At 46.1% G+C, this 22,462-nt stretch carries 22 protein-coding genes; 10 read left to right on the top strand and 12 right to left on the bottom strand.

Going from position 1 to position 22,462, the window contains the following annotated elements; genetic code table 11:
* Positions 1-16 precede the first annotated feature (16 nt).
* From hydF to B5P39_RS12335, 8 genes are all read right to left on the bottom strand, one after another.
* A complete protein-coding gene (gene hydF / locus B5P39_RS12370) occupies positions 17-1,255 on the bottom strand; it encodes a [FeFe] hydrogenase H-cluster maturation GTPase HydF (protein WP_176399934.1) in 1,239 nt (412 codons plus the stop codon).
* Positions 1,239-2,318, bottom strand: coding sequence for a [FeFe] hydrogenase H-cluster radical SAM maturase HydE (gene hydE, locus B5P39_RS12365; protein ID WP_088211726.1), 1,080 nt, complete (start codon positions 2,316-2,318; stop codon positions 1,239-1,241). The genes hydF and hydE overlap by 17 nt, the downstream gene beginning before the upstream one ends.
* Entirely contained in the window at positions 2,318-2,956 is a 639-nt protein-coding gene (locus B5P39_RS12360; protein ID WP_088211725.1) for a hypothetical protein, read from the bottom strand. The genes hydE and B5P39_RS12360 overlap by 1 nt, the downstream gene beginning before the upstream one ends.
* A complete protein-coding gene (gene hydG, locus B5P39_RS12355; protein ID WP_088211724.1) occupies positions 2,957-4,396 on the bottom strand; it encodes a [FeFe] hydrogenase H-cluster radical SAM maturase HydG in 1,440 nt (479 codons plus the stop codon).
* A 70-nt stretch (positions 4,397-4,466) separates the two neighbouring features.
* Positions 4,467-5,150 (bottom strand): cytochrome b/b6 domain-containing protein, encoded by a 684-nt coding sequence (locus B5P39_RS12350; protein ID WP_037427165.1) that lies wholly within the window; start codon positions 5,148-5,150, stop codon positions 4,467-4,469.
* Positions 5,151-5,163: 13 nt separating this feature from the next.
* The gene (gene hydB, locus B5P39_RS12345) at positions 5,164-5,484 is read right to left on the bottom strand and encodes an iron hydrogenase small subunit HydB (protein WP_011715874.1); all 321 of its coding nucleotides are present in this window, start codon (positions 5,482-5,484) and stop codon (positions 5,164-5,166) included.
* A gap of 12 nt (positions 5,485-5,496) precedes the next feature.
* Positions 5,497-6,729, bottom strand: a complete 1,233-nt coding sequence (gene hydA / locus B5P39_RS12340; RefSeq protein WP_088211723.1) for an iron hydrogenase large subunit HydA — start codon at positions 6,727-6,729, stop codon at positions 5,497-5,499.
* A gap of 636 nt (positions 6,730-7,365) precedes the next feature.
* On the bottom strand, positions 7,366-9,564 hold the full coding sequence (locus tag B5P39_RS12335; RefSeq protein WP_088211722.1) for a S46 family peptidase: 2,199 nt from the start codon (positions 9,562-9,564) through the stop codon (positions 7,366-7,368).
* A gap of 125 nt (positions 9,565-9,689) precedes the next feature.
* On the opposite strand from B5P39_RS12335, the gene dnaB reads away from it, so the two are divergent.
* Positions 9,690-11,096, top strand: a complete 1,407-nt coding sequence (gene dnaB / locus B5P39_RS12330; RefSeq protein WP_088211721.1) for a replicative DNA helicase — start codon at positions 9,690-9,692, stop codon at positions 11,094-11,096.
* 75 nt (positions 11,097-11,171) lie between these two features.
* Complete coding sequence (gene alr / locus B5P39_RS12325; RefSeq protein ID WP_088211720.1) at positions 11,172-12,248, top strand: alanine racemase; 1,077 nt, start codon at positions 11,172-11,174, stop codon at positions 12,246-12,248.
* Positions 12,249-12,420: 172 nt separating this feature from the next.
* Here alr and B5P39_RS12320 read toward each other — a convergent pair whose 3' ends face one another.
* Positions 12,421-12,885, bottom strand: a complete 465-nt coding sequence (locus B5P39_RS12320; RefSeq protein WP_011715879.1) for a chemotaxis protein CheX — start codon at positions 12,883-12,885, stop codon at positions 12,421-12,423.
* Positions 12,886-13,453: 568 nt separating this feature from the next.
* Between B5P39_RS12320 and B5P39_RS12315 the strand changes: the two genes are divergently transcribed.
* The 8 genes from B5P39_RS12315 to B5P39_RS12275 all read left to right on the top strand — a co-directional run bounded on the left by B5P39_RS12315 (position 13,454) and on the right by B5P39_RS12275 (position 21,214).
* A complete protein-coding gene (locus B5P39_RS12315) occupies positions 13,454-15,649 on the top strand; it encodes a TonB-dependent receptor (protein ID WP_088211719.1) in 2,196 nt (731 codons plus the stop codon).
* Between the two features lie 75 nt (positions 15,650-15,724).
* Positions 15,725-16,399 (top strand): Fe2+-dependent dioxygenase, encoded by a 675-nt coding sequence (locus B5P39_RS12310; protein ID WP_088211718.1) that lies wholly within the window; start codon positions 15,725-15,727, stop codon positions 16,397-16,399.
* A 1,018-nt stretch (positions 16,400-17,417) separates the two neighbouring features.
* On the top strand, positions 17,418-17,729 hold the full coding sequence (locus B5P39_RS25170) for a type II toxin-antitoxin system MqsR family toxin (protein WP_088211717.1): 312 nt from the start codon (positions 17,418-17,420) through the stop codon (positions 17,727-17,729).
* A gap of 11 nt (positions 17,730-17,740) precedes the next feature.
* Positions 17,741-18,334: a type II toxin-antitoxin system MqsA family antitoxin gene (locus tag B5P39_RS12295; protein WP_088211716.1), complete on the top strand. Its 594-nt coding sequence runs from the start codon at positions 17,741-17,743 to the stop codon at positions 18,332-18,334.
* 2 nt (positions 18,335-18,336) lie between these two features.
* The gene (locus B5P39_RS12290; RefSeq protein ID WP_088211715.1) at positions 18,337-18,822 is read left to right on the top strand and encodes a hypothetical protein; all 486 of its coding nucleotides are present in this window, start codon (positions 18,337-18,339) and stop codon (positions 18,820-18,822) included.
* 595 nt (positions 18,823-19,417) lie between these two features.
* The gene (locus B5P39_RS12285) at positions 19,418-19,894 is read left to right on the top strand and encodes a hypothetical protein (protein ID WP_088211714.1); all 477 of its coding nucleotides are present in this window, start codon (positions 19,418-19,420) and stop codon (positions 19,892-19,894) included.
* A gap of 125 nt (positions 19,895-20,019) precedes the next feature.
* On the top strand, positions 20,020-20,835 hold the full coding sequence (locus B5P39_RS12280; RefSeq protein ID WP_088211713.1) for a hypothetical protein: 816 nt from the start codon (positions 20,020-20,022) through the stop codon (positions 20,833-20,835).
* Positions 20,825-21,214, top strand: a complete 390-nt coding sequence (locus B5P39_RS12275) for a HEPN domain-containing protein (RefSeq protein WP_088211712.1) — start codon at positions 20,825-20,827, stop codon at positions 21,212-21,214. Before B5P39_RS12280 ends, B5P39_RS12275 begins: the two co-directional genes overlap by 11 nt.
* 61 nt (positions 21,215-21,275) lie before the next feature.
* Here B5P39_RS12275 and B5P39_RS12270 read toward each other — a convergent pair whose 3' ends face one another.
* The 3 genes from B5P39_RS12270 to B5P39_RS24830 all read right to left on the bottom strand — a co-directional run.
* The gene (locus tag B5P39_RS12270) at positions 21,276-21,581 is read right to left on the bottom strand and encodes a hypothetical protein (RefSeq protein WP_088211711.1); all 306 of its coding nucleotides are present in this window, start codon (positions 21,579-21,581) and stop codon (positions 21,276-21,278) included.
* Positions 21,582-21,590: 9 nt separating this feature from the next.
* Entirely contained in the window at positions 21,591-22,154 is a 564-nt protein-coding gene (locus B5P39_RS12265) for a hypothetical protein (protein ID WP_088211710.1), read from the bottom strand.
* Positions 22,151-22,462 (bottom strand): hypothetical protein (locus B5P39_RS24830; protein ID WP_441347615.1); only part of this gene is annotated, 312 nt, incomplete at its 5' end. The genes B5P39_RS24830 and B5P39_RS12265, both read right to left, overlap by 4 nt.

Raw genomic sequence — 22,462 nt, 5'->3', positions numbered from 1 at the left:
CACTAAGGCTCAAATATTACTGAGGACTGCTGTTAAAAGGCGCGAGCACCCGTGGCAGCACGCCCTGTAGCTTTGAAATCGCGACCCCATAGTTAGTGATAGGCACATTGCGACGCTGGCATTCGTGGATGCGACGGAGCATTTCATTGCGGTTAAACATACAGGCACCGCAGTGGATGACGAAGGCATATTGCTCTAAATCATCGGGAAAGTCGTGGCCGGACGTCACGATAAATTCGAGTTGTTTACCCGTATAGCTATGTATCCAGCGGGGGAGTTTGACTCTGCCGATATCATCTTCCTGTACATTGTGGCTGCAGGCTTCGGCAATCAGCACTTTATCGCCATCTTGCAATTGATCTAAGGCCTCTGCGCCTACGGCAAGGGTGGTCAAATCCCCTTTAAAACGTGCAAACAGAGTTGAGAAAGTCGTGAGTGGGATCGATGCTGGCACTAGAGCGGCGACTTGCTTAATCACCTGTGCATCGGAGACAACTAGTTTGGGTGTGACGACGGATAATGCCTTTTCTAGTTCAGTTTCTTTCACCACCATAGCGATCGCGCTGCGATCCAATGCTTCCCTAAGGATCTGTACCTGCGGCAGGATCAAGCGTCCTTTAGGTGCTGCCATATCGATTGGTACGACGCAGAGGATAACGTCCCCCGCTTGATAGAGATCGCCCGCTAGCAGGGGTTCTTGCTTATATTCCGCGGGGGCTAAATCGATAATCTGCTGCTTAAGTGTCTTAGCCGCAAGGCCTGTTGTGGCCGAGACCACAATAAAGGGTAAGGATTGCTGTTGGCAGAAGCCTATATCCTCGGCTTTAGGCGTGCAGATGTCGGCCTTGTTGAATACCACCAATATCGGCATTCGCATCTGCTGTATTTCGTTCACTAAGGCGATATCCGATGGATAAAGCCCTTGTTCATCCACCACCAAGAGTGCCATATCGGAGCGGAACAACATTTTACGAGTCGCCTTCACCCGCATGGCACCTAATTCTCCGTCATCATCGATCCCGGCCGTATCGTAAAAGGTTACAGGCCCCAGGGGCTGTAACTCATAGGCCTTGGCCACGGCATCTGTGGTCGTGCCCTTAATATCGGACACTATGGAGATTTGTTGCCCCGCGATCATATTGAGCAGGGATGACTTACCCGCATTGCGTCGACCGACTAAGGCGATATGGTAACGCATGCCCCGTGGTGCCGATTGGTTTTGGGAATGCTCTTGTGGATTAATGCCTTGACACATATTGAGTCCTTTTCGAATCACCACGGTTAAAGGAGGGGATTAGCCCATGGCGTTGAATTTGCTGGCAGACATGGTTAAGTCGCTCTGCTGCTGGGTTTTGTTGCTGGTTTTTTCCTGGATAGATGCTGTAGTCGGCACTCACTTGTGTTGGGGTAAAGGAGGGCATAATCACATTGCAGCCTCGCTTGAGTGCCTGTTCTCGAGTGCCTTTTTCGAGGGCATCGAGGGAGCTGGTCGCAGGGATATTCGCCCCAGGATTCATCAGTCGCAAAATCGCGCTCAGCCTATGACTCTTAAGGGCGCTGCCATTGGGCGATGTGGCAAATGGAGTCTGCGCATGGGCGATAAAGGGGCCGCAGGCCAACATATCGAGCTGCAGTTCAGTTAAGCATTGAATATCGCGGGCTAAGATAGCATCTGTCATCCCTGGCAAATCGATGATGATGCCGGAACCTGTCTGGAAGCCGAGTGACTTAAGGTGGGCAAGTCTTGCGATGCGCTCATCGAAATGGGCTTTCGGGCGACAGCGAGCAAAGAGGGCGCGGTCGAAGGTTTCCATCTTGAGTAAATAGCGATCGGCGCCCGCCTCACGCCAGTTTTCCAACTCATGATGTTTGCGATCACCGAGGGAGAGGGTGATTGCCAGGTTATGGCGTTGCTTAATTTCACTAATAAGGGCGCTGATGCGCTTGCTACTGTAGCTAAAATCATCCCCCGATTGCAGCACCACAGTGCCGAGGCCGAGTGCGGCTATGTTATTCACCGCGCTGAGGATTTCTTCGTTTGATAGCCGATAACGCTTTACCTGCCGATTCTTGCTACGCAGTCCGCAGTAATGGCAGTGGTTACGGCAATGATTCGAGAATTCAACAATGCCGCGTAAATAGACCTGTTGCTGAAATTCGAGCTCAGTGGCGAGCTGAGCACGGCTAAACAGCCATTCATCGTCCTGCCCTTGAAGCAGCTCAAGGATTTGGGCATAGCTGAGCGCCATAGGTTTGAGCAAACTGGGTTGTGGGCTGAACGATGCTTGCTGAATGATTGGGATATGGCTGGTATGCATCAGTGACGCTCCTTATCCAGCGCAATCACACTTTGATACCAGAGATCGCCCACGGCGCGGCGACATTCTTCCACGTAACGGCCAAGGGGTATTGCTACCGGCGAGTCTTGCTCTGCGGTGACGCCGGAATAAAACCAATCGATTAAGCTGTTTGGCGCAAGGCCTAAAGCAATAGCATCAAACTCTATCCAAAGCCCCTGAGCCGACGTGGTATGGCTATGGGCGTAATGACCGACAAAGAGCCTATCGCCAATCAGCAATATAGGTTGCAGTGGCAGCGCTTGGGTCGAGACTAGATTGACGACCTCTGGAAACTGCGTTTTAAGCTCGGCGCACCAGTGGCGGGAGTTTTCATAGAGTCGTTCCACTTCCGGCTGTGGCATCTCAGGTCTTAGGATGGTGGCAAACTCATCCCGCCATAGACGAGTGGGCTCAAGTTTAATCAGGGTGAGTTGCCTTAAGCTGGCGTTTTGTAGCCGCTGTAATAACAACTGCCCCACGGCATTATCGGCAAAATTACTGTAAATCGCCGCGTGTAACACGATTACATCAGCGCGCTCTATCGCATTCAGTAAGGCGCTAGTGTTAAGGCCAAAATGCAACTCTACGCCGGGCTCAGAAAATAAATAAGGTGCCATTTACAGATAGATATCCCGTTCACCCGCATCGGTTTTTTGCAAACAACCACGTACATTACGTTCCCGTGATGGACTCATTTTGGCGAGTTCTCGCTCTATCAGGGCGTTACCGGCCTCACGGGTTTTATCGCTAGCGTAGTCGTTCAGATATTCCCTAAAGGTGATCAAGGCATTGGGTTGGCAGAATTTGCCAATAAACTGTTGTTTGGCTAATCCCATAAAGTGGTCGCCAGTGCGCCCTTTACGGTAACAGCCCGTACAGAAGGAGGGGATGGCATCCGAATCCGTAACCAATTCATAGATGATCTCATCCATGGCGCGATGATCGCCAAGGCTAAATTGTTCGGCATCGTGTTGATTTTGTTTACTGTCTTGATAGCCACCCGGTGCGGTGCGTGAGCCTGCACTGATCTGTGAGACGCCAAGCTCTAACAATTCTTTACGCAGCGCAGCACTTTCCCGCGTACTCATAATCAGCCCGGTATAAGGTACGGCGAGGCGGGTAATGGCAACGATACGCTTGAAGCATTCATCATCAACCTCATAGGGAGGCTTTTCACTGAGGGCGGAGCCATGGGCGGGTTCAATCCGCGGGAAGGAGATGGTATGTGGGCCAACGCCACAGTCTTTTTCGAGTTGTTGAACATGGGTGAGCATGGCGAGCAGCTCAAATCTATGGTCATACAGGCCAAAGAGGGCGCCTATACCGACATCGTCGATTCCTGCTTCCATCGCCCTGTGCATGGCGTAGAGGCGGTATAAAAAGTCGGTTTTTTTACCTTTTAGGTGCACTTCACTGTAGGTATCTTGATGATAGGTTTCTTGGAAGCATTGATAAGTGCCTATCGCCGCGGTTTTAAGCTGTTTAAAGTCTTCCACACTCATTGGCGCGCAGTTGACGTTGATTCGGCGAATTTCGCCACCCTTGCCCTGCTTAACGCTGTACATGGTTTGAATACTTTCAACAATGGCTTGCACATTGTTGCGTGGATGTTCGCCATAAACGGCCAAGATCCGTTTGTGGCCCATTTCTTCGAGGATGCTGACTTCTTGGCGGATCTCATCCTGTTTTAAGGTCTTGCGTTTTAGCTCATGGTTATCGGCGTTAAAGCCGCAGTAACTACAACTGTTGGCACAATGGTTGGACACATAGAGCGGCGCAAACATCACAATACGATTACCGTAGATGGTGTTTTTAATTTCACGGGCGACGGCAAAGAGTGCTTCATCCAGCGCTTTATCTTGATTTTGTAGCAGGAGAGCAGTTTCGCGAATGCTTAAGCCTTCGCATTGGCGCGCTTTGTCGAGAATGGCGAGGACTTGCTCGCGACTTGGATTGCAGGCGTCTTCAATGGCCTGCCAAATCGCCTGATTGTCAATAAAGCTGACGTTGGGATTATAGTCAGAGACGGTAATGGAATGATGCTCGTGTGTGCTCATGGTTATCTATGCCCTTGAATATGAATGCAGAAATGCGGCAGTTGTTGAGCAACTGCCGCAGGAGACTTAGCTATTTGCTGGTCAGTTGTTCGCCGTTTGTGGCAACGGGGGCAATTTCATTTTTGACCCATAGCGGGGTGTACTCGGCGGCATCATGGTAGGGCACATTGCCGTGGATCATCATGGCTTTGAAGTCATCGAAGCGGTACACCGCGAGGAATAAATGCACGGGTAAGAAAGCGGTTAACACTAGGCCTGAGACCAAATGGGCTTGACCTAAAAACCACACTATATCCCGCGGTGCGGCGTGGGGGATAAGCCACAGCACTAAACCGGAGAGGATAAGCACTGTGCCGCCAATCAGTACACAGGCACCAAATAGCTTCTGGCCAGAGTTGTACTTGTTCATCGGAGGGATCGGCACTTTTTTACCCAGTAAGAATTTCTGTGGGTAACCGCCTAACACCATAAACCATTTCACGTCGCGTCCGGAGAAGCTGAACACGCGGGCGATAAATAACACCACTCGGTCGAATGCCATGATGGTAAATGCCACGGCATCGAGGGCCATAACAATCCCCGCAATGATGTGCACATCATAGGTTAGCTGCATGCCTTCCTGGGAAAGCGGTTTAAAAAACAATAACAAACCCGTCGCGGCTAACGGCAAAAAGCTCAGTAGCAGAATGTAGTGGAAGATCCTGACGTTTAACGGATGTTTTAAAATGGGTCTCATATCATGTTCTTGATGCATTTTTCATCTCCAATCAAGAGCTTAATTTGGTGCGGTCGACAAAATGGGTGTGCAGTAGCTCATGGGACATATGTCCTAAAGGCTCGCCACCGAATTCTTTGTAGTATTTCTCTACCGCGGGGTTGGCGTGGCTAACACGTTTTTTCGCTAGGCTGTCGTCCTTATATAAACCTTGGCTTCTGGCCTTTATGTACTCATTGCGGCGCTCAAGCTTGCTGCTAAACCAACCAATAGGAATGGCTAAGGCGGCGACAAAGGCAGCGCCTACGGCCATAAACTTACGGCGTGACAGAAAGAAACTGTCCTCGGCAAATAGGTGTTTTTTCTTGTTCATTTCTGTTTCCCGTTAAATGTTACCAAGCCAAGAAGAGCCTTTACCTTCAATAGGTTGGCCTCCACCGTTGACGCAGCCGCCAGCGCAGTTCATCACTTCGATAAAGTGATAGGGCGAGGTGCCAGCCATTACATCGCGCAGCACGGGTTCGATGTTATTGCCCATGTCGTGTACTACTGCGACATTGACGGTTACATTCTGGTTGAGCTGAGTATCAAACAGGCTGACGGAAGCCGATTTGACGCCTTTTAGCCCGCGTACGGGTTCAAATTCCAACTTGGCCATTTCAGTGCCAGTGAGCACTTTATGGGCGGTACGTAATGCCGCTTCCATCACACCCCCTGTGGTACCAAAGATAGTGCCCGCGCCAGTGTATTCAGAGAACAAACTATCGCCTTGATATTCGGGGGTATTAGCGAGGTCGATATCGAGCATTTTGAGCAATTGAGCCATTTCTCGGGTGGTCAGCACGGCATCAATATCTTGGTACGAAGGCGTGTTAGCCCCATGTTCCTGATGGTATTGCCAAGCCGAGTTAAATTCGGGGCGTGAGGCTTCGAGTTTTTTCGAGGTGCAAGGCATCACAGAGACAGTGAAAATATTCTCTGGCTGCATTTGATACACCTTAGCGCCATAGGTTTTGGCGACCGTTCCTGCCATTTGCTGAGGGGATTTAGCGGTGGATAGGTTAGGCAGTAGCGCTGGATAGCGGGTTTCGAGGTAACGCACCCAACCTGGGCAGCAGGAGGTGAACTGCGGCAGCGCACCCGCATTTTCTTCACCTTTGACATTGGCATGGAGTCGATGAATAAACTCACTGCCTTCTTCCATGATGGTGAGATCGGCGGCAAAGTTACAGTCGAAAATCTTAAAGCCTGCCTGATTCATGGCACCATAGAGCTTACCTGTGACTAGCTCGCCCGTGCCTAAACCGAATTCTTCACCAATTGCGACCCGCACGGCAGGGGCGATAATGCCGACGACGGTAGTATTTTTATCGGCGAGCTTTTTAATGACGGTTTCAAGGGCGCTGTGGGTTTCTTCAATGGCACTAAACGGGCAGTTAATTAAACATTGGCCGCAGCTTAAGCATTTATCTTCATCGATAGCGTGTACTGCACCCGAGGCGCCATTAATGGCATGGGTTGGGCAGAACTGTTTACAAGCATCACATCCTTTACATTTAGATGCATTTATCTTGATCAGCCCTTGGATTTCTCCCGGTTGATAAGTTGTCGCTGTCATAGGATTTCGCGTTCCTCATTTTCAACCTGAATTATATTTTCAGTGTTATTTAATGTATTTATTTAGCAGCTTATGCCTCGGGCAAAAGCGTATTGGTAAGTTTTAGACGGCTGGATAATAGGAAATTGATTCTGGAAAAAACTTGAGAGCGATCAAGTTTTATTCTTTTTGATAAAATAGACGTTTTTAATGGTTTTATTAGTCGTTTTTGATAATTTTTTAGAAATAAAAATAGGATTTTCCGTTTGTGCTTTATCTGGTATTTTTAAGTTTATTCTTTATATACAGTGTGTTGTAGCATTGTTCTTAGTTGCCTAACACTGTTTGTTGTATTTTAAAGGCTTACGGTGTGATTTATTGCATTATGAGGGTGTTATCACTCGTTTTGATTTTGTGCTTGGACAAATTGTCCATGGTCACTCTTGATTTAAATAATGCTAATTAAGATGGTTGATGAACTATTATGGCGAATGGAAAATGTAATAGATCACAAATTAGTAAATTGCTTAAAATAAAAAACCGTCCAAAGATTATTCTTTGAACGGTTTTTAAATATGCTTAATTTATATCGGTTAAATTAATTGAGTTAATATTGGCGAATTTTATTATCCATTAATGCTGAATATTAACTTAATATTAATTTCTCACTAACTCGAGTTCTTTAATTAAATTATCAGCATGGTCGACTTCATCCATCATCCACAGGATATATCGAATATCCACGTGCACGGCACGGGTGATGGTAGGGTTGAAGAACCAGTCCTTGGTAATGGCTTCATAGGTGGAATCGAAGTTAAGACCGACGAGTTCGCCTTTACCGTTAAAGACGGGCGAGCCCGAGTTGCCGCCTGTGGTATCGACACTCGACAGGAAGTTAACTGGCACAGAGTTAAACTCTTCTGGCTTGTCTAAGCAAGAGAACAGACGGCAAATCCAGCCGCGTGGATCTTGGTAGACAGATTTCACTAAGTGATCGCCAAAACGCTGCTCATGGATTGCATCGAGCAGTTTTTTCGGAGCGTTATAGGGCTCAACGCCGGTGTGCTTAGCGACTATGCCATCGAGGCGGGTGAAGGGCTGTTTGTACAGGGCATCACGGGATTGATAACCATCGACCATGCCGTAGCTGATACGTAGGGTACCGTTTGCATCGGGATACACTGGCCAGTTGTTGGCTTTGTAGTAGTCGATAACGGCAGCCATGTAGGCCGGGCGAGCGGTAGACAGTTTACCCGCCAGGATTTTTTCTGCCTTTTCCTGCGCCATATTAGTGTCGTACAACGCGACAGCGAGGCGGATAAATGGATCGCTGCTGGTTTCAAAGGCTTTGGCATCGGCATCCATCCACGCCAGACGTTGCGCTTGGTCGGTTAGCGTCGTGAGTGAATACAGGCCATCGAGTTTTGCTTCTAGGCTGACGTTTTTATCGTCCAGATTCAGCATATTGTCTAAAGCAGCAACGCGATTAGGTTGCGACAAGTAGGCATTTAAATCCTGTAACCACAGGGTTTTATCGACTTTAACGTCAAAGCTGGAGTCGATACGCTTCAGGCGCGAGCTGAACATGGCAAGGTCACGCTCTTGGTAACCGATTTCACGCTCGGCATCGCTCTTTTGCTTTTCTTTGGCTAAGCGATAGAGGCTATTGGCCGCAGTGAGCAGTGTGCTCGATTGGGCGTTGGTGAAGTAATAATTGGTTTGGGTCTGCAGTTGCTGCTCGGCCAATAAAACTTCTAGCTCGGTGATAAGGTTTTGATTAAGGCTAGGGTTTTTCTTTAACCAAGCCAGAAAATCATCTTCGCGTTGCTGCTTAATGCCGACGATATCCGTGGCTTTAAAGCCAGCCAGCAGGCCGTTGAGTTTTTTCATCCGGTTCGCCATTGACGCCATATTGCCCGCATATTTAATGGCGATGTCGGCATCTTCCTGACCCATGGCTTCGATAGTATCAATCTGTAATTGATAGCGTTTTGCCTGAGTGGGATACAGCCAATCACTGGCAAATTTAAGCTCGCTGGTGAGGTTATAACGGCTAGTGGTGCCAGGGTAGCCCGCCACAAACACGCCGTCGCCCGCTTTCACGCCATCGGCGTTTACTTTCAGGTAACTCTTTGGCGTGTAAGGAATGTTATCTTCGCTGTAGGCCGCAGGCTTGCCATCTTTACCTACATAGGCACGCAGGAAGGCAAAATCGCCCGAGTGGCGCGGATACTCGTAGTTATCGATATCACCGCCGTAAGCGCCAACGCTTTCAGGTGGCGCGTACACTAAGCGCACATCGCGGATCATCAATTGCTTGATAAGGTAATATTCCAAACCATTGTGGAAGCTGCGAACGTTACAGCGGTAGTTATCATCGGCCTCACAGCTTTTGATCAAGGCTTTGCTGTGGTTTTCGATGTCTTCGTAGCGTTTGAGCGGATCTTGACTTAGGTCTTTGGTGACATCGCTGGTGACGTTAGTCACAGCTTCTGTGATGTATAAACGCTCGTTAGGGCCCGCCGACGGTTCTTTATCCATCGAGGTGGCTAAAAAGCCCTGTTCGAGATAGTTATGTTCTTTCTTAGTGTTATATTGTATCGCCTTGTAGGCACAATGATGGTTTGTCACAACTAGCCCTTGGGGCGAGACAAAACTGGCGGTACAATAGCCCAGCCCGACAACGGCATTCATAGGATAACTGGTGAGATCGGCTAATTTGTCAGCGGGAATATCGATTCCACGCGCGCTGAGTTTGTCCGCAATTGAAGGCATTTGGTAAGGTTGCCATTGTCCTTCATCGGCTGTTGCTACGCCTGAGGTCAGTACTAAGGCTGCAACCAATGCAATACGCATGTTCTTTCCTTATTTTTAGTTAGAGTGTCCGTTGGAATGAGGTAACAGGCGAATGTAAACAGCCTGTTTGCTTGACGCGGGTTTTATATCATATTTTGTTAAGTTGTTGGAAATCGGGAGTGTTAATGTCACAACAAGGTGCGTTTAAACCTAAGAATAAGCCGACAGATGTGCAGGTCGATAGCTTAAAGCTGCCGCCGCATTCGATAGAGGCTGAACAATCGGTCTTAGGTGGCCTAATGTTAGACGCCGACGCTTGGGATAAAGTGGCCGAGACTGTGGTGAAAGAGGATTTTTATTCCCGCTCGCACCGAATGATTTTTGCGGCCATGCACCGTTTAGTCGAAAGTGGTCAACCCATCGACTTGATTACGGTTTCTGAACAGCTTGAAGTTGAAAACCAGCTTGAAGAAGCGGGCGGCTTTGCCTATTTAGGCGAGATTGCCAAAAACACCCCGAGCGCGGGTAACATTGTTTCCTACGCCGAGATCGTGCGCGAGCGCGCCGTGGTGCGGGAGATGATCCGTGTCGCCCATGAGATTGCCGATGCGGGTTACAATCCCGAAGGGCGTGATTCCAGCGCCTTGCTCGACTTGGCCGAGAGTAAAGTCTTTAAGATTGCCGAGCAGCGCACCAATGCCAACGAAGGTCCAGAAGGCATTAAAACCATTCTCGAAAAAACCGTCGATAAGATTGAGCAGCTCTACAACAACCCACACAACGGTGTGACTGGGGTGTCGAGTGGCTTTAGCGATCTCGACCGCATGACTGCTGGCTTCCAATCCGGCGACTTGATTATTGTCGCGGCGCGTCCTTCTATGGGTAAAACCACCTTCGCGATGAACCTCTGCGAACAGGCGGCGATGAATGAAGACAAGCCAGTGCTGATTTTCAGTCTCGAGATGCCCTCGGAACAGATCATGATGCGTATGTTGGCCTCCTTGGGCCGCGTCGACCAAACCAAAATCCGTACCGGACAACTCGATGATGAGGATTGGGCGCGGGTATCCTCGACCATGGGGATTATGCTCGAGCAGGGCAAGATGTATATCGACGACGGCTCTGGCTTAACGCCGACCGAAGTGCGCAGTCGTGCCCGCCGTATTGCCCGTGAATATGGTGGGTTGTCGATGATCATGGTCGACTACTTGCAGCTGATGCAAGTGCCGGCCTTATCGGACAACCGTACCCTAGAAATTGCCGAAATCTCTCGCTCTCTCAAGGCATTGGCTAAAGAGTTAGAAATCCCCGTGATTGCACTTTCTCAGCTTAACCGCTCGCTCGAACAACGTGCCGATAAGCGCCCAGTGAACTCGGACTTACGTGAATCGGGTTCTATTGAGCAGGATGCGGACCTCATCATGTTTATTTACCGTGATGAGGTGTATAACAACGATTCTCCCGATAAGGGCACAGCAGAAATCATTATTGGTAAGCAGCGTAACGGCCCCATTGGACGTGTGCGCTTGACCTTCCAAGGCCAGTTTTCCCGTTTTGATAATTACGCTGGCCCGCAGTTTGAAGAAGATTAATTTCTGGTGTTAGAAGCTAAGCACTGCTTATGTATTCTTTTTATTTCCTGACTTTTCAAATAGACAAGGCAAATTTTGAAACCTTTTCCCCGAGCAGAAATTAGCAGTAGTGCACTGCAAAACAATCTCGCCGTCTTGCGTCAACAGGCGAGTCGCAGCCAAGTAATGGCGGTGGTGAAAGCCAATGGTTATGGTCATGGATTATTAAATGTCGCCAATTGTTTAAATAATGCCGATGGCTTTGGCTTGGCCCGTTTAGAAGAGGCGTTAGAGCTACGCGCTGGTGGCGTGAAGGCGCGCTTGTTATTGCTTGAAGGCTTCTTTCGCAGCACGGATTTACCTTTGTTAGTGGCCCATGATATCGATACTGTGGTGCACCACGAGTCGCAAATCGAGATGTTAGAGCAGGCGATGCTCTCAAAACCTGTCACAGTATGGTTGAAAGTGGATTCTGGCATGCATCGGTTAGGCGTAACCCCTGAGCAATTTACGCAGGTGTATGCGCGCTTGATGGCCTGTGACAATGTCGCCAAGCCCATCCATTTGATGACTCACTTTGCCTGTGCCGATGAGCCTGAAAATCATTACACCCAAGTGCAAATGCAAACCTTTAACCAGTTAACCGTGGATTTACCTGGGTTTAGAACCTTAGCCAATTCTGCGGGTGCCCTGTATTGGCCTAAGAGCCAAGGGGACTGGATACGTCCTGGGATCGCACTCTATGGTGTGTCTCCGGTCACGGGGGATTGCGGCGCCAATCATGGTCTGATCCCAGCGATGAATTTAGTCTCGCGTTTGATTGCGGTGCGCGATCACAAGGCGGGACAACCCGTTGGCTATGGTTGTTATTGGACGGCGAAACAAGATACTCGCCTTGGCGTTGTGGCGATTGGTTACGGCGATGGTTATCCCCGCAATGCACCAGAAGGCACGCCCGTGTGGGTTAATGGTCGCCGAGTACCGATCGTTGGTCGTGTATCTATGGATATGTTAACTGTTGATTTAGGCGCCGATGCGACAGACCTTGTGGGCGATGAAGCATTGCTCTGGGGCGCCGCTTTACCCGTTGAGGAAGTGGCTGAACATATTGGCACCATCGCCTATGAGTTAGTGACTAAACTCACCCCAAGGGTCGCTGTTTGCCTTGCATAAGTCATTGGAGTGAATACCAAAACGGCGCATTTGCGCCGTTTTTTATGCCCTGAAAGCGGATGATTGAGAGAATTGTCAGCCGTTCTGCACTTGGTTATTGCACCTTGGAGGCAATAATCAAGCTTGCAGAGCGACGTGAAAGGAAGGCTAAAGGGGAGTCAGCGGTAACGGATTAATTCTCAAAGCAGATTTCAATAAAGGCAGTGCCGTATGGGCTGCTGAAGGGCATGATAATTTTAGTGCCATTCGCTTTGTGGGAAATGGTATGCCCTTTACCCGAGACCACCATAGGGGTTGCCATTTCGAACTCGTAACCCTTTTGCCCTAAAAGATTTTTTGCTCCACCCGTGACCATGTTGGTGATTTCACCCACGAGATCGGTGACTTCTTCATTTATCTTACCTGGGTTTTCCCCAAGCATATTTTGCATGATCTGCAGTACCAGTTTTTGTTCAAAGGTAATAGATAACGACCCTTTAGTCTGTGGCCCAACCATACCAATTAACCCAGACACATCACCCTTGGCTAAGTTGTCGGTTTTAATTTGGGGCTTGCCCGGAGTGAGATCCATGCTTGCCATCGTCGAAATGACATTGAGCAGGGATTGCAGAAAAGGGTTAATAAAATTGACGTTCATGCTTCAGTGTTTCCTCTTATGAACTTAAGCCTTATGGTCACCATGTCATTAAGGTTAGACGAAAAGTCGCTGAACCACAGCAATCTTAATCACACTCTATCAGCTTAGATGACACAAATGGAAATGTGAGGTTAATTTCACGATTTTATTGTTATTTATCCTCGAAACAGCTTAAAACCACATCACTCAAGAGCCGCATTTTCGATATTTTTAGCTCCGATTATCGATACGCGATTTTGTCAGCCTAAGTTTGCTTACTCCCTGCGGATCAGCCAATTTCAGCTAAATAAAGATGGGTAGTTCCTGAGAGTATTCTCGATTGTCACTGTTATATAAGTTTAATTGTATTAATTTTCATGGTGTTAGTTTGAATTCGGTATGGAAATCTTACTTGTTCAATCGTCAGTAAGACCTAGCACGCATTTCAGTTTCAAATTGTGATCAAGATTAAATTGTAATGTAAATGATAATAATTATTGATTGCAATTTGTGTTTTGCATATATTAGCGGCGATTAACAGATGGGGGACATCTGTTACAGAGTTTACTCCGCAACAGGAATGCTTTTGATGAAATTTGCAAAACGCCGCAATGGCCGAGTTACGCTCGGTGCCCATGTTTTAGGTTCGTTAACGATTGGTATGGCGGTTTCAGCCGCTCCGGCTATGGCGACGGAGCCACAGTCACAAGTCGTTGATAAGAAAGTTGAACATATTGAAGTGAACGGTGAGTACTTAGGTTACAACACCCGTAAAGTGCAATCGGGTAAATTTACCGAAGATCTGCTCAATACCGCTAAAACCGTTACCGTTATCAATCAAGATCTCATCAAGGATATGGGCGCCCAGAGTTTTACCGATGCACTGCGTGCAACACCCGGTATCACACTAGGGACAGGTGAGGGCGGCAACCCTTACGGTGATAGACCCTTTATCCGTGGTTACGATGCTCAATCTTCAACCTTTATCAATGGTATGCGTAATGTGGGCTCACAAAGCCGCGAAACCTTTAACATTGAACAAATTGAAGTTCTGAAAGGCCCAAGCTCTGTATACAACGGTCGTGGCGCCGTGGGTGGTAGCATCAACATTGTGACTAAAAAGGCCCAATCCGAAGACTTTATTAATGCCGATGTTGCCGTTGGAACGGATTCGCTTAAACGCGCCAGCGTCGATGTTAACCATGTGCTTGCCGATGAGGCTGCAGTTCGTATCAACATGATGGCCCACGATGCCGATACTCCAGGACGGGATGAAGTCACGGGTAATCGTTGGGGTGTAGCGCCTTCGGTGACCTTTGGTTTAACTACGCCAACCAAAGTGACACTCGAATATTATCACTTTGAAAATCATGATATTCCTGATTATGGCATTCCTTACGATCAGGCAACGGGTCAACCCGCGGATGTCGACCCTGATAACTTCTACGGTTTGTTGTCGCGTGATTTTCGCGACACTATGGATGATACGGCGTCAGTGTTGATCAGCCATGATTTTAACAACGATATGCAGTTCACTTCGACCTCCATCTATAGCCGTAACAGCAATTACTATATTGTGACCAACCCGGACGATACCACGGGTAACGTGGCTAATGGTTATGTTTGGCGAAACACCAAGTCGCGCCATTCGGTCACTAAGACCTTAGCGACTCAATTGCAGCTTTCGGGTGAAGCAAAACTTGCGGGAATGACTAACCGTTTTGCCGTTGGTACTGAACTCAGTAACGAACGTACCAGCAACTTGAGTTACACCGTCGATACGGGCAATGGCCGCAACGCGGGTTGTAATCAGGCGATGCTAGATAACTACAACTGTACGCTGTTGGATAATCCAAATCCGCACGATCCTTGGGTTGGTACTATCACCCTCGGTACCGATGCGACAGTTACAGAAACCGATACTCGATCGCTTTATGCCTTTAACACCATTGAGTTAACCGAAGCGTGGATGGTGAACGCCGGGATCCGTTGGGATGATTACAGCACCAGTGCTGAGAATTCGACTTCTGAATTCAGTAACGATACCGACTTCTTTAACTATCAATTATCAGTACTTTATAAGCCTGCCGAAAACGGCAGTATTTATGCCGCGTGGGGCACTTCTTCTAACCCTCCAGGGACCTCAAATGGTGATGGCGCGGATCGCCTCGGCAGTACCAACGCCGATTTAGAGCCGGAAGATACGGAAAGCTATGAGTTAGGCACTAAGTGGGACTTCTTTGCTGGACGTTTATCTCTGAATGGTTCGGTATTCCAAATTGAGAAAAACAACGCTCGAGTTGCGACCTCTGGCGATCGTAACTCGCCGCAGGAAAACGTTGGCGAGCAAAAGGTGAAAGGTTTCGAACTTGGCTTCTCCGGTGACTTTACTGAGCATTGGCACGGTTTTGGTGGTTACACTTATTTGGATGCGACCTTGGAAAGCAATGGTTATAACCAAGCGCAAAATGGTAACCGCTTCCCCAATACCGCTAAAAATAGCTTAAGTTTATTCACGACTTACGATGTGACTGAGGATTTTACTGTTGGTACGGGCGCGTACTACATGGGTAAAGTTTATGGTAATACGGCTAACACGTTATCGATTCCATCCTACTGGCGTTTTGATTTGACTTCATCTTATAAAATGAGTGAATTCTTGACCTTACGCCTGAACGTGCAGAATCTAACGGATGAGCGTTATTACGATAAGGCGTACACCGCGCACTTTGCTAATATGGCCCCTGGTCGCTTAGTGATGTTAAGTGCCGATATGCACTTCTAAGCTGTATTAATCGAAATCTGAATGGCAGCCCTAGGGCTGCCTTTGATGTTTATGCTATTCCAATAGGATTTTGAAATGCTTATTGAAATTCCGAATGTTTTTTCTAAAGAAGAAGTCAATCAGCTAAGGGAACAGCTCGATGCCCGCAATTGGATTGATGGCAACCAGACCTCGGGCGTAATGGCGAGCACCCGCAAGCGTAACCAGCAGTTAGACAAAGATGACCCTGTCGCACTGCAAATCGGCGAGCTGATCATGGCGCGCTTGTTGGCCCACCCTTTATTTGTCTCGGCGGCGCTGCCGTTACAGTTTTATCCTCCCTTGTTTAATCGTTATCAAGGTGGCGAAACCTTTGGCTATCATATCGATAATGCGATTCGCTCGACCAGCGAAGGCATGGTGCGCACCGATCTATCAGCCACCTTATTTTTAAGTGAACCAGACACTTATCAAGGTGGTGAGCTGGTGATCCAAGATACCTATGGCCAGCAAAGCATTAAGCTCGCGGCGGGCTCATTGGTGTTGTATCCCTCGACAAGTCTGCATCAGGTTACTCCTGTTATCTCGGGTGAACGTACCGCTGCTTTTATGTGGCTGCAGAGTATGGTGCGCGATGAGGGACAGCGCCGCTTGCTATTTCAACTCGATCAATCGATTCAAGCGTTGACGGCGCAGGCCGCGCCAGAACAAGAGTTGTTTAATCTGACGGGGGTTTACCATAACTTGCTCAGACGTTGGAGCGAGTTGTAGTGATTCTAAGCTAGGCTTCTCTCCTCGCTTCATCTCCCCAAAGCGGGCGGTTTAGGGTATAATCCCGCCAGCTCTGAGGGGGCAACAAAACAGTAAACGTTAACTCGTTTACTGTTTTTGTATTTTTACGCTGGCGCTGCATTGCTCATCAGCGGCTTAAATTAAGGCGCTTTATCCCTCTAAGCTTGAACTTACTGGCAAATTTTAATTACTTGAGTCGATAGTCACGTGTTGAAAAATAATCTTAATGATGGTCTACAGCTCGACCGCACCTTTTCCATTGCGCCCATGTTGGATAGGTAAGATTTAAATTTAACTAATTGATTTTGTTTAATACGTAAAACGTGTGGTTCCCTATTGGTTCCCCGATTTTAAATAGTTGTTTCATGGTTCCCCGCTGATGATATGATGGTTTTATCAACGTTGAGGTGATCTATGGATAGAAAATCTCTAGCTGTACAGGTTGCTATTCTTGTAACAATCGCGACGTTAATCCTTTCTTTTTCGGTGAATGCCGAAGTCTACAAATGTGCCGATGGTAAATACTAGGCAGACCCTTGTGATGATTCCTGTAAACAATAGAAAAGTAGCTTTATCGACAGACAACGGGTAGGGCGAGAGATTGCTAAGCCTGAGAGTGAGCGCAAACGGGTCATTGTTAGACGCTAATAGAGGTTCCGTGATCTGCAGAATGGTAGGCGATATGGCAATAACAATTTAGCTGGCTCGACTTGGCAACAAAGTTTGGCACTGGAAATGCGGGTGGTTGCACTGCAAAGCCGCTGCTCTGGTGGCCTCGATTAATAGGCTGATTGAGCTCCTGCGTGAAGATATTAGATAACAAGTCAGTGCATACTACTTAAATTACAATGTGTTATTTTTGCTTGAATTTTGAATCGCAGGCGTTAATCTTGTGTAAAAATTGTGTGACTTACCTTGGCTGTTTGCATATGTTCTTAAAACTGCCTAGAATTCACGTTCGAAAATCAACCATTATGGTTGATATTGGAGATAGCTAGTGCCACACTATGATTTAAATACAGTAAAAGCATTGGCTATTTCCACGCTTAACATAGTCATGAGCCGAAGTAGCCGAAGAGATAGGACAAACCTTGGTTATGAAATGATTGATGTCCAAGCGTGTATACTTGGTCTAAGTGAAGACCAGTTTCACAAGACATATGACTATGAGCCGCATCCGGCCGACTCCTACAAAATTTCTTATTTACTGAATGGGCAGGAACATCCTGATGATCTGTATATCAAATTTTATATAGGTTCAAACCAACAGTTGATACTTCAAGTGTTGTCATTTCACAGTGACAGATAAACGGGCTAGATATGAAAACGTGCACCTGCATTTCTTGTAACTCTAAGAATTTGAAAGAGTTATCTGAAGAACTGCCAATGAGATACAAAAATTCTCAACTAAATGTCATAAGTAAGTTCACTGTATGCGAAAGCTGTGGTGAAGAATTTGAACTGCCTGAACAAGCAGCTGAAAATGACATTGCAATGCGTGAAGTAAAGAAGGAGCATGATGGTTTACTAGGAAGGCATTTTCTGAAAAACATCAGGATATCTTTAGGACTGACCCAACAACAAGCTGCCATTGTTTTTGGCGGCGGAATTAACTCATTTTCTAAATACGAACGAGGTGAGGTTACTCAAAGTGACAGCTTAGATAAATTAGTTAGGCTTTGTTACTCTGATAATAGTATTTATATTAAGCACTTAGAATTAATTAACCGACTTGATCTCGCTCCACCAAAAAAGAACATGCGGTTAATTGTGCGTAATGTTGGAAGTTCAGCTAAAGAAATTGCAGATGTGTTTATATCAGATCGTGAAATTCCTGATTTCTCTACAAAGATTGCTGGAGTTAAAGGTGTTCGTAAAGTTGTTACTTTTGGTGATTTGCAATACGGAACTTAAAAATGGATATGGAAGCTGTAAAAGAAGCTATAGATAATCTTGAGCTTTTGAACATAAAGCTTAGGAGTTCTGAGTTCCAAGTTAAAGATGCGATTGATGGTGTTGTCAGAACTGATATGCAACAACAAAGTTTGTGGCATGTGGAAGCTGAAGTGGTAAGTTTTGCAGGGGACATAGTAACTAATTCAACTGCTGAAATGCTGCAAGTAGAAATTACTTTTGGCACTCGATATATTCAAAAATCACCAAATGAAAAATCATCACAAAGCACTAATGAAGATGCTGTTGAACTAGCAAAAATTGGTGCTACTTACAGACTTGAATACCTAATAAAGAAGACTATTCCAGAAGAATCTATTAAAGCATTCTGTGAGTTTAATGCTGTGCATAACTGTTGGTCATTCTGGAGAGAACATGTTTTTAGCACTTGCCAAAAAGCTCAGATTCCTACATTTGCGATTCCATTTTTTAAAAGCCCTACTAGATAGATTGTCTTTACCATTTTATAAAAGGCACCATGAAGGTGCCTTTTATGTTTCTGGGTTAAGCCGTTTTTTGTGAGCATGGTTTAAGCAATTCCTGAGCTTGCTCCAACCCAATCGTAGCTCCTATTTTGGTAAAGGCAGTCGGCTCCGTGTATAATACTTTATCTTTTTCTTTAAAGCGTATTGAGTAGTGATGGTGAATTGAACCGTCTCTTTTCTTGCGTGTTTGAATGCTATTTGGTGCTTTTTTATTGTTTTTTAAACCTTAAAATCCAATTTTTTTGGGATCACTATTGGTTCCCCGATGCAGTAAAACGACTGCAGAATACTTAAAAATAAGCAAAAATTAGTAAGAATATTTGATTAACGGAATTCAATGAATTTAGAACAACCCATTGAAATTAATAAATTTCAAGAGAAATCAATAGATAGAACCTTTTCCATTGCGCCCATGTTGGATTGGTTTGATTTTTAATTAAGATATTGATTTTTATAATGCTGTTTATTTTGTGGATTCCTATTGGATACCCAAGTTTTTTTAAATAGTTTTTGGATACCTGACAGAGTAATATTGAGCAAACGCAAATTGAGGTGATCTATGGATAGAAAATCTTTTGTATTGCTGGCCTGTGTAGCAATTGGCATCCCTTCTTTTTCGGCCGTGGCCGAAGTCTATAAATGCGCTGATGGTAAATACCAGGCGGATCCCTGTGATGAAACAAGCAAGCCTGTTGATCTGAGTAATGTCGGCAGTGTGGTTAAAAGTGGTAGCAGTTCTGCCTATGGCGCTACTGATTACGGTAAGAAGCAGGAGATAAGCTCTTACATTGATAATCAGCGGATCAGCCGTGAGATAACCAAGTTAGAGAACGACCGTAAGCGGGTGATTGAGCGCCGTGATCAGCGTATGCGTGACTTGCAGAATGGTAGGCGCTATGCCAATAACAACTTAGCCGGTGCAACTTGGCAGCAAAGTTTGGCGCAGGAAATGGCAGCGGTAGCCCAACAGGCCGATACTCAAGTGGCGTCTATTGATCGGCAGATTGAACAGCTGAAAAGTGCTGCAATAAAATAAAGTTTTTGACAGTTTAACTTGATGCATAATTGCGCAAAACATATAGATGAGTAATAATTCAGCTCCTTGATTGAAATAGTAAGCAACTTAGATAGCTAAGAGAAATTGCAAGTAGGGAGTTTTGATTGACTCAACCGGTTCCGAAATCTTCGATTTACTTTGAACAGATCAGTCGAATGATAACAAACGACGTAAAATTCAATGATTTGGATTTTAAAAGGTTTCAATTTGAGGTATCAAAAATTGACTCAGCAGTCTCTCGTTTTGAGTTGTTAGGGTGGGCTCACGCGATACAAGGTAATCAAAGTGAGGCTATATCAAGCTACAAGAGTGCTTTATCAAGCTCTTATGCTGGATTCAACACGAATGGTAACTATTACTTACTGCTTAAACGCTTTGGCTTATATCGTGAAGCGCTTGAAGTTGGCAAGGCTATTTCAATTACTTACAATGATCCTTACTTTCTAAATGATTTTTTCCTTGAAAATATCATTGCATTAGATGTTGATGGGGCAAAAACTGTTTTTGATAAGCTCAGACGAATGAACAAATTAGATCTAAGAGAAGTCATGACGGAGGCTTCGAAAGAGATGGATTTAATGAATGAATTATCTAATGACTTTATCAGCAAAGACCAGTTGTTGGCTCTCGGAAAGGTAGTCCTTGAAGTAGCCGAAGTAAATGATTGTACCCTAATTGGGAATAGAGTTCGTCATATTAAGGAAAGTAATCACTTATCTATCAGCTATGTTCTTGACAGCGAAAAGGTCACTTCTGAGAGACTTTTTGATGTAAACCTTGCATTATTTGAGAATCTAATCAGCAGAAATTTAGATAGCCTGCCTGCGGTAGTGCAATTTGTAAGATTGCACAGGCCTGAATCTAACCTTTCTGATGTAAGTAAGGTATTGAAAGCTGAAGGAGTAACTGATGCCAGTTAGCCATAATTGTTTTTTAGTATCTGCTATTGAATCAATGGCTACTGAAACGGAAATGGGATATAGAAATTGTATAAGTCGTTCTTACTACTCAATGTATCATTCTGTTTTAGCAATTCTTAAGAATGATATTCCTCACTATACTCAAGGTGGGGTTCATTCTAACCTTATAAAATACCTTGAGCTTTCTGGTAGTACTGAGCCACATTGTTCACAAAAGCTTAAGGTTATTGCGTACATTCTAAAAGCTGCTAAAGATGTACGTTGTATGGCTGACTATGATTTGAAATGCACTGAAATTACTAAAGAAACCGCCGAAGATGCAATTACTCGCGCTAATCGTGTTATTGATATGTGTGATAAGTTAGATGCCGCAGCATAGTTTTATATGAACAAAAATAAGGCGCAAATTTAGCGCCTTATTGTATTAGAAGTATTAGTAACTAATCTTGCACCTGCCTTAAACAACCTTCGTTTTCATCTTCAATCCACTCACCAGAGTCGAGTAATTCCTTAGTGCACTGACTACAAATCTGGCGGGTATCTCCCTCATGCTCGATATATGTTGGCCTGTGCTGCTCACAAAAATAACCTTCGCAGCTGATCTCGCCTTTGCCATGCATGCCGCCACATGCATAAGCAAGACCTCGGTCGATTTGAGTATGGCAACCTGGGTGATCACAGGTTGCTGTAAAGACATAGCCAATTGGCCTGCCTTTACTGTCGGTACCACAGTTAGCCCATCCCATAATTCACCCCTATTGTTGAACTAATACAACTTCATCATCAGAAAGAATGGCACCAGTAACTTGCCAGTTACCGAACATCACTCTATACCCTTGGTTTTCACACGCTTGTATGGCGTCACGTAAGCCTTCAAGTTCATTGCCTGCTGTAGCGTTTAAATTTGCGATAGCATCAACCAACAAACTTGGCGATTCTTTGCGTTGGTGCAGCATCATTGCGAAGTTGGCAACGTCCTCGAATGTGCCTTCGTTGCCTTTGGTTAAGTGCTCGACCAATGCCGCGGCTAATTGCTCGCCTGAGCACTGCGCTGGATCATCCCAACCACTGCGGCCTTTAGCTCTGGCGTAGGCCATTTTTGAGCGCATCGCATTGGTGAATCTGTCGATGCCTATATCATCGATATGGGTTGAGCGATCCAATTCCATGGCTTTAATTTGGTCTTTCAATTGCTGAACCTCGATGCCAAGCTTTTGCTTAAGCTGTGCGAGCTCGTTGGCAGGAACGTAAACCCCAAGGCCTTCTACGTTGATTTGGCTTGTGCCGTTGCCATCTAATAACACTCTGCGTTTTGTCATGCTGCATCCTCCCGCGCGATTTGATCTTCAATATCGAGCTGATCATTGACTTGATGCTCAATGATTGGCTGGCCTTTTACTAAAACATTGAATGCGGCTTCATCCATGTATTTGTTTAAAGCATTTCTCATACCTTGCGCGGTAGCATCTGAGCGCGTTTCAATGGTTTTTTGCTCTGGCCTTAATGGAATATCGATCGAGCCTTTTACCTCGTTACCAAACACATCCCAACCTTTGGTTTTGGTTCTGGCGAACATTTCAAGGCGCGGAACGTCACCCATGAGTTCGACGCATTTATCGCGAAACTC

This window comes from Shewanella sp. Shew256, from assembly GCF_002196695.1.
In the GTDB taxonomy this organism is placed as follows: domain Bacteria; phylum Pseudomonadota; class Gammaproteobacteria; order Enterobacterales; family Shewanellaceae; genus Shewanella; species Shewanella mangrovisoli.
The sequence above is the reverse complement of the archived record's forward strand: the minus strand, read 5'-3'. Positions and strand labels throughout refer to the sequence as shown.

Coding starts and splice junctions, on each gene's coding strand:
- B5P39_RS12310 (WP_088211718.1), top strand. CDS start 15,725: ATGCTTATTGAAATTCCGAATGTTTTTTCTAAAGAAGAAGTCAATCAG.
- B5P39_RS12360 (WP_088211725.1), bottom strand. CDS start 2,956: ATGGCACCTTATTTATTTTCTGAGCCCGGCGTAGAGTTGCATTTTGGC.
- B5P39_RS12320 (WP_011715879.1), bottom strand. CDS start 12,885: ATGAACGTCAATTTTATTAACCCTTTTCTGCAATCCCTGCTCAATGTC.
- hydG (WP_088211724.1), bottom strand. CDS start 4,396: ATGAGCACACACGAGCATCATTCCATTACCGTCTCTGACTATAATCCC.
- hydF (WP_176399934.1), bottom strand. CDS start 1,255: ATGTGTCAAGGCATTAATCCACAAGAGCATTCCCAAAACCAATCGGCA.
- B5P39_RS12270 (WP_088211711.1), bottom strand. CDS start 21,581: ATGGGATGGGCTAACTGTGGTACCGACAGTAAAGGCAGGCCAATTGGC.
- B5P39_RS12290 (WP_088211715.1), top strand. CDS start 18,337: ATGGATATGGAAGCTGTAAAAGAAGCTATAGATAATCTTGAGCTTTTG.
- B5P39_RS12335 (WP_088211722.1), bottom strand. CDS start 9,564: ATGCGTATTGCATTGGTTGCAGCCTTAGTACTGACCTCAGGCGTAGCA.
- dnaB (WP_088211721.1), top strand. CDS start 9,690: ATGTCACAACAAGGTGCGTTTAAACCTAAGAATAAGCCGACAGATGTG.
- B5P39_RS12350 (WP_037427165.1), bottom strand. CDS start 5,150: ATGCATCAAGAACATGATATGAGACCCATTTTAAAACATCCGTTAAAC.
- B5P39_RS12265 (WP_088211710.1), bottom strand. CDS start 22,154: ATGACAAAACGCAGAGTGTTATTAGATGGCAACGGCACAAGCCAAATC.
- B5P39_RS12315 (WP_088211719.1), top strand. CDS start 13,454: ATGAAATTTGCAAAACGCCGCAATGGCCGAGTTACGCTCGGTGCCCAT.
- B5P39_RS12295 (WP_088211716.1), top strand. CDS start 17,741: ATGAAAACGTGCACCTGCATTTCTTGTAACTCTAAGAATTTGAAAGAG.
- B5P39_RS12285 (WP_088211714.1), top strand. CDS start 19,418: ATGGATAGAAAATCTTTTGTATTGCTGGCCTGTGTAGCAATTGGCATC.
- hydA (WP_088211723.1), bottom strand. CDS start 6,729: ATGACAGCGACAACTTATCAACCGGGAGAAATCCAAGGGCTGATCAAG.
- hydB (WP_011715874.1), bottom strand. CDS start 5,484: ATGAACAAGAAAAAACACCTATTTGCCGAGGACAGTTTCTTTCTGTCA.
- B5P39_RS12275 (WP_088211712.1), top strand. CDS start 20,825: ATGCCAGTTAGCCATAATTGTTTTTTAGTATCTGCTATTGAATCAATG.
- hydE (WP_088211726.1), bottom strand. CDS start 2,318: ATGCATACCAGCCATATCCCAATCATTCAGCAAGCATCGTTCAGCCCA.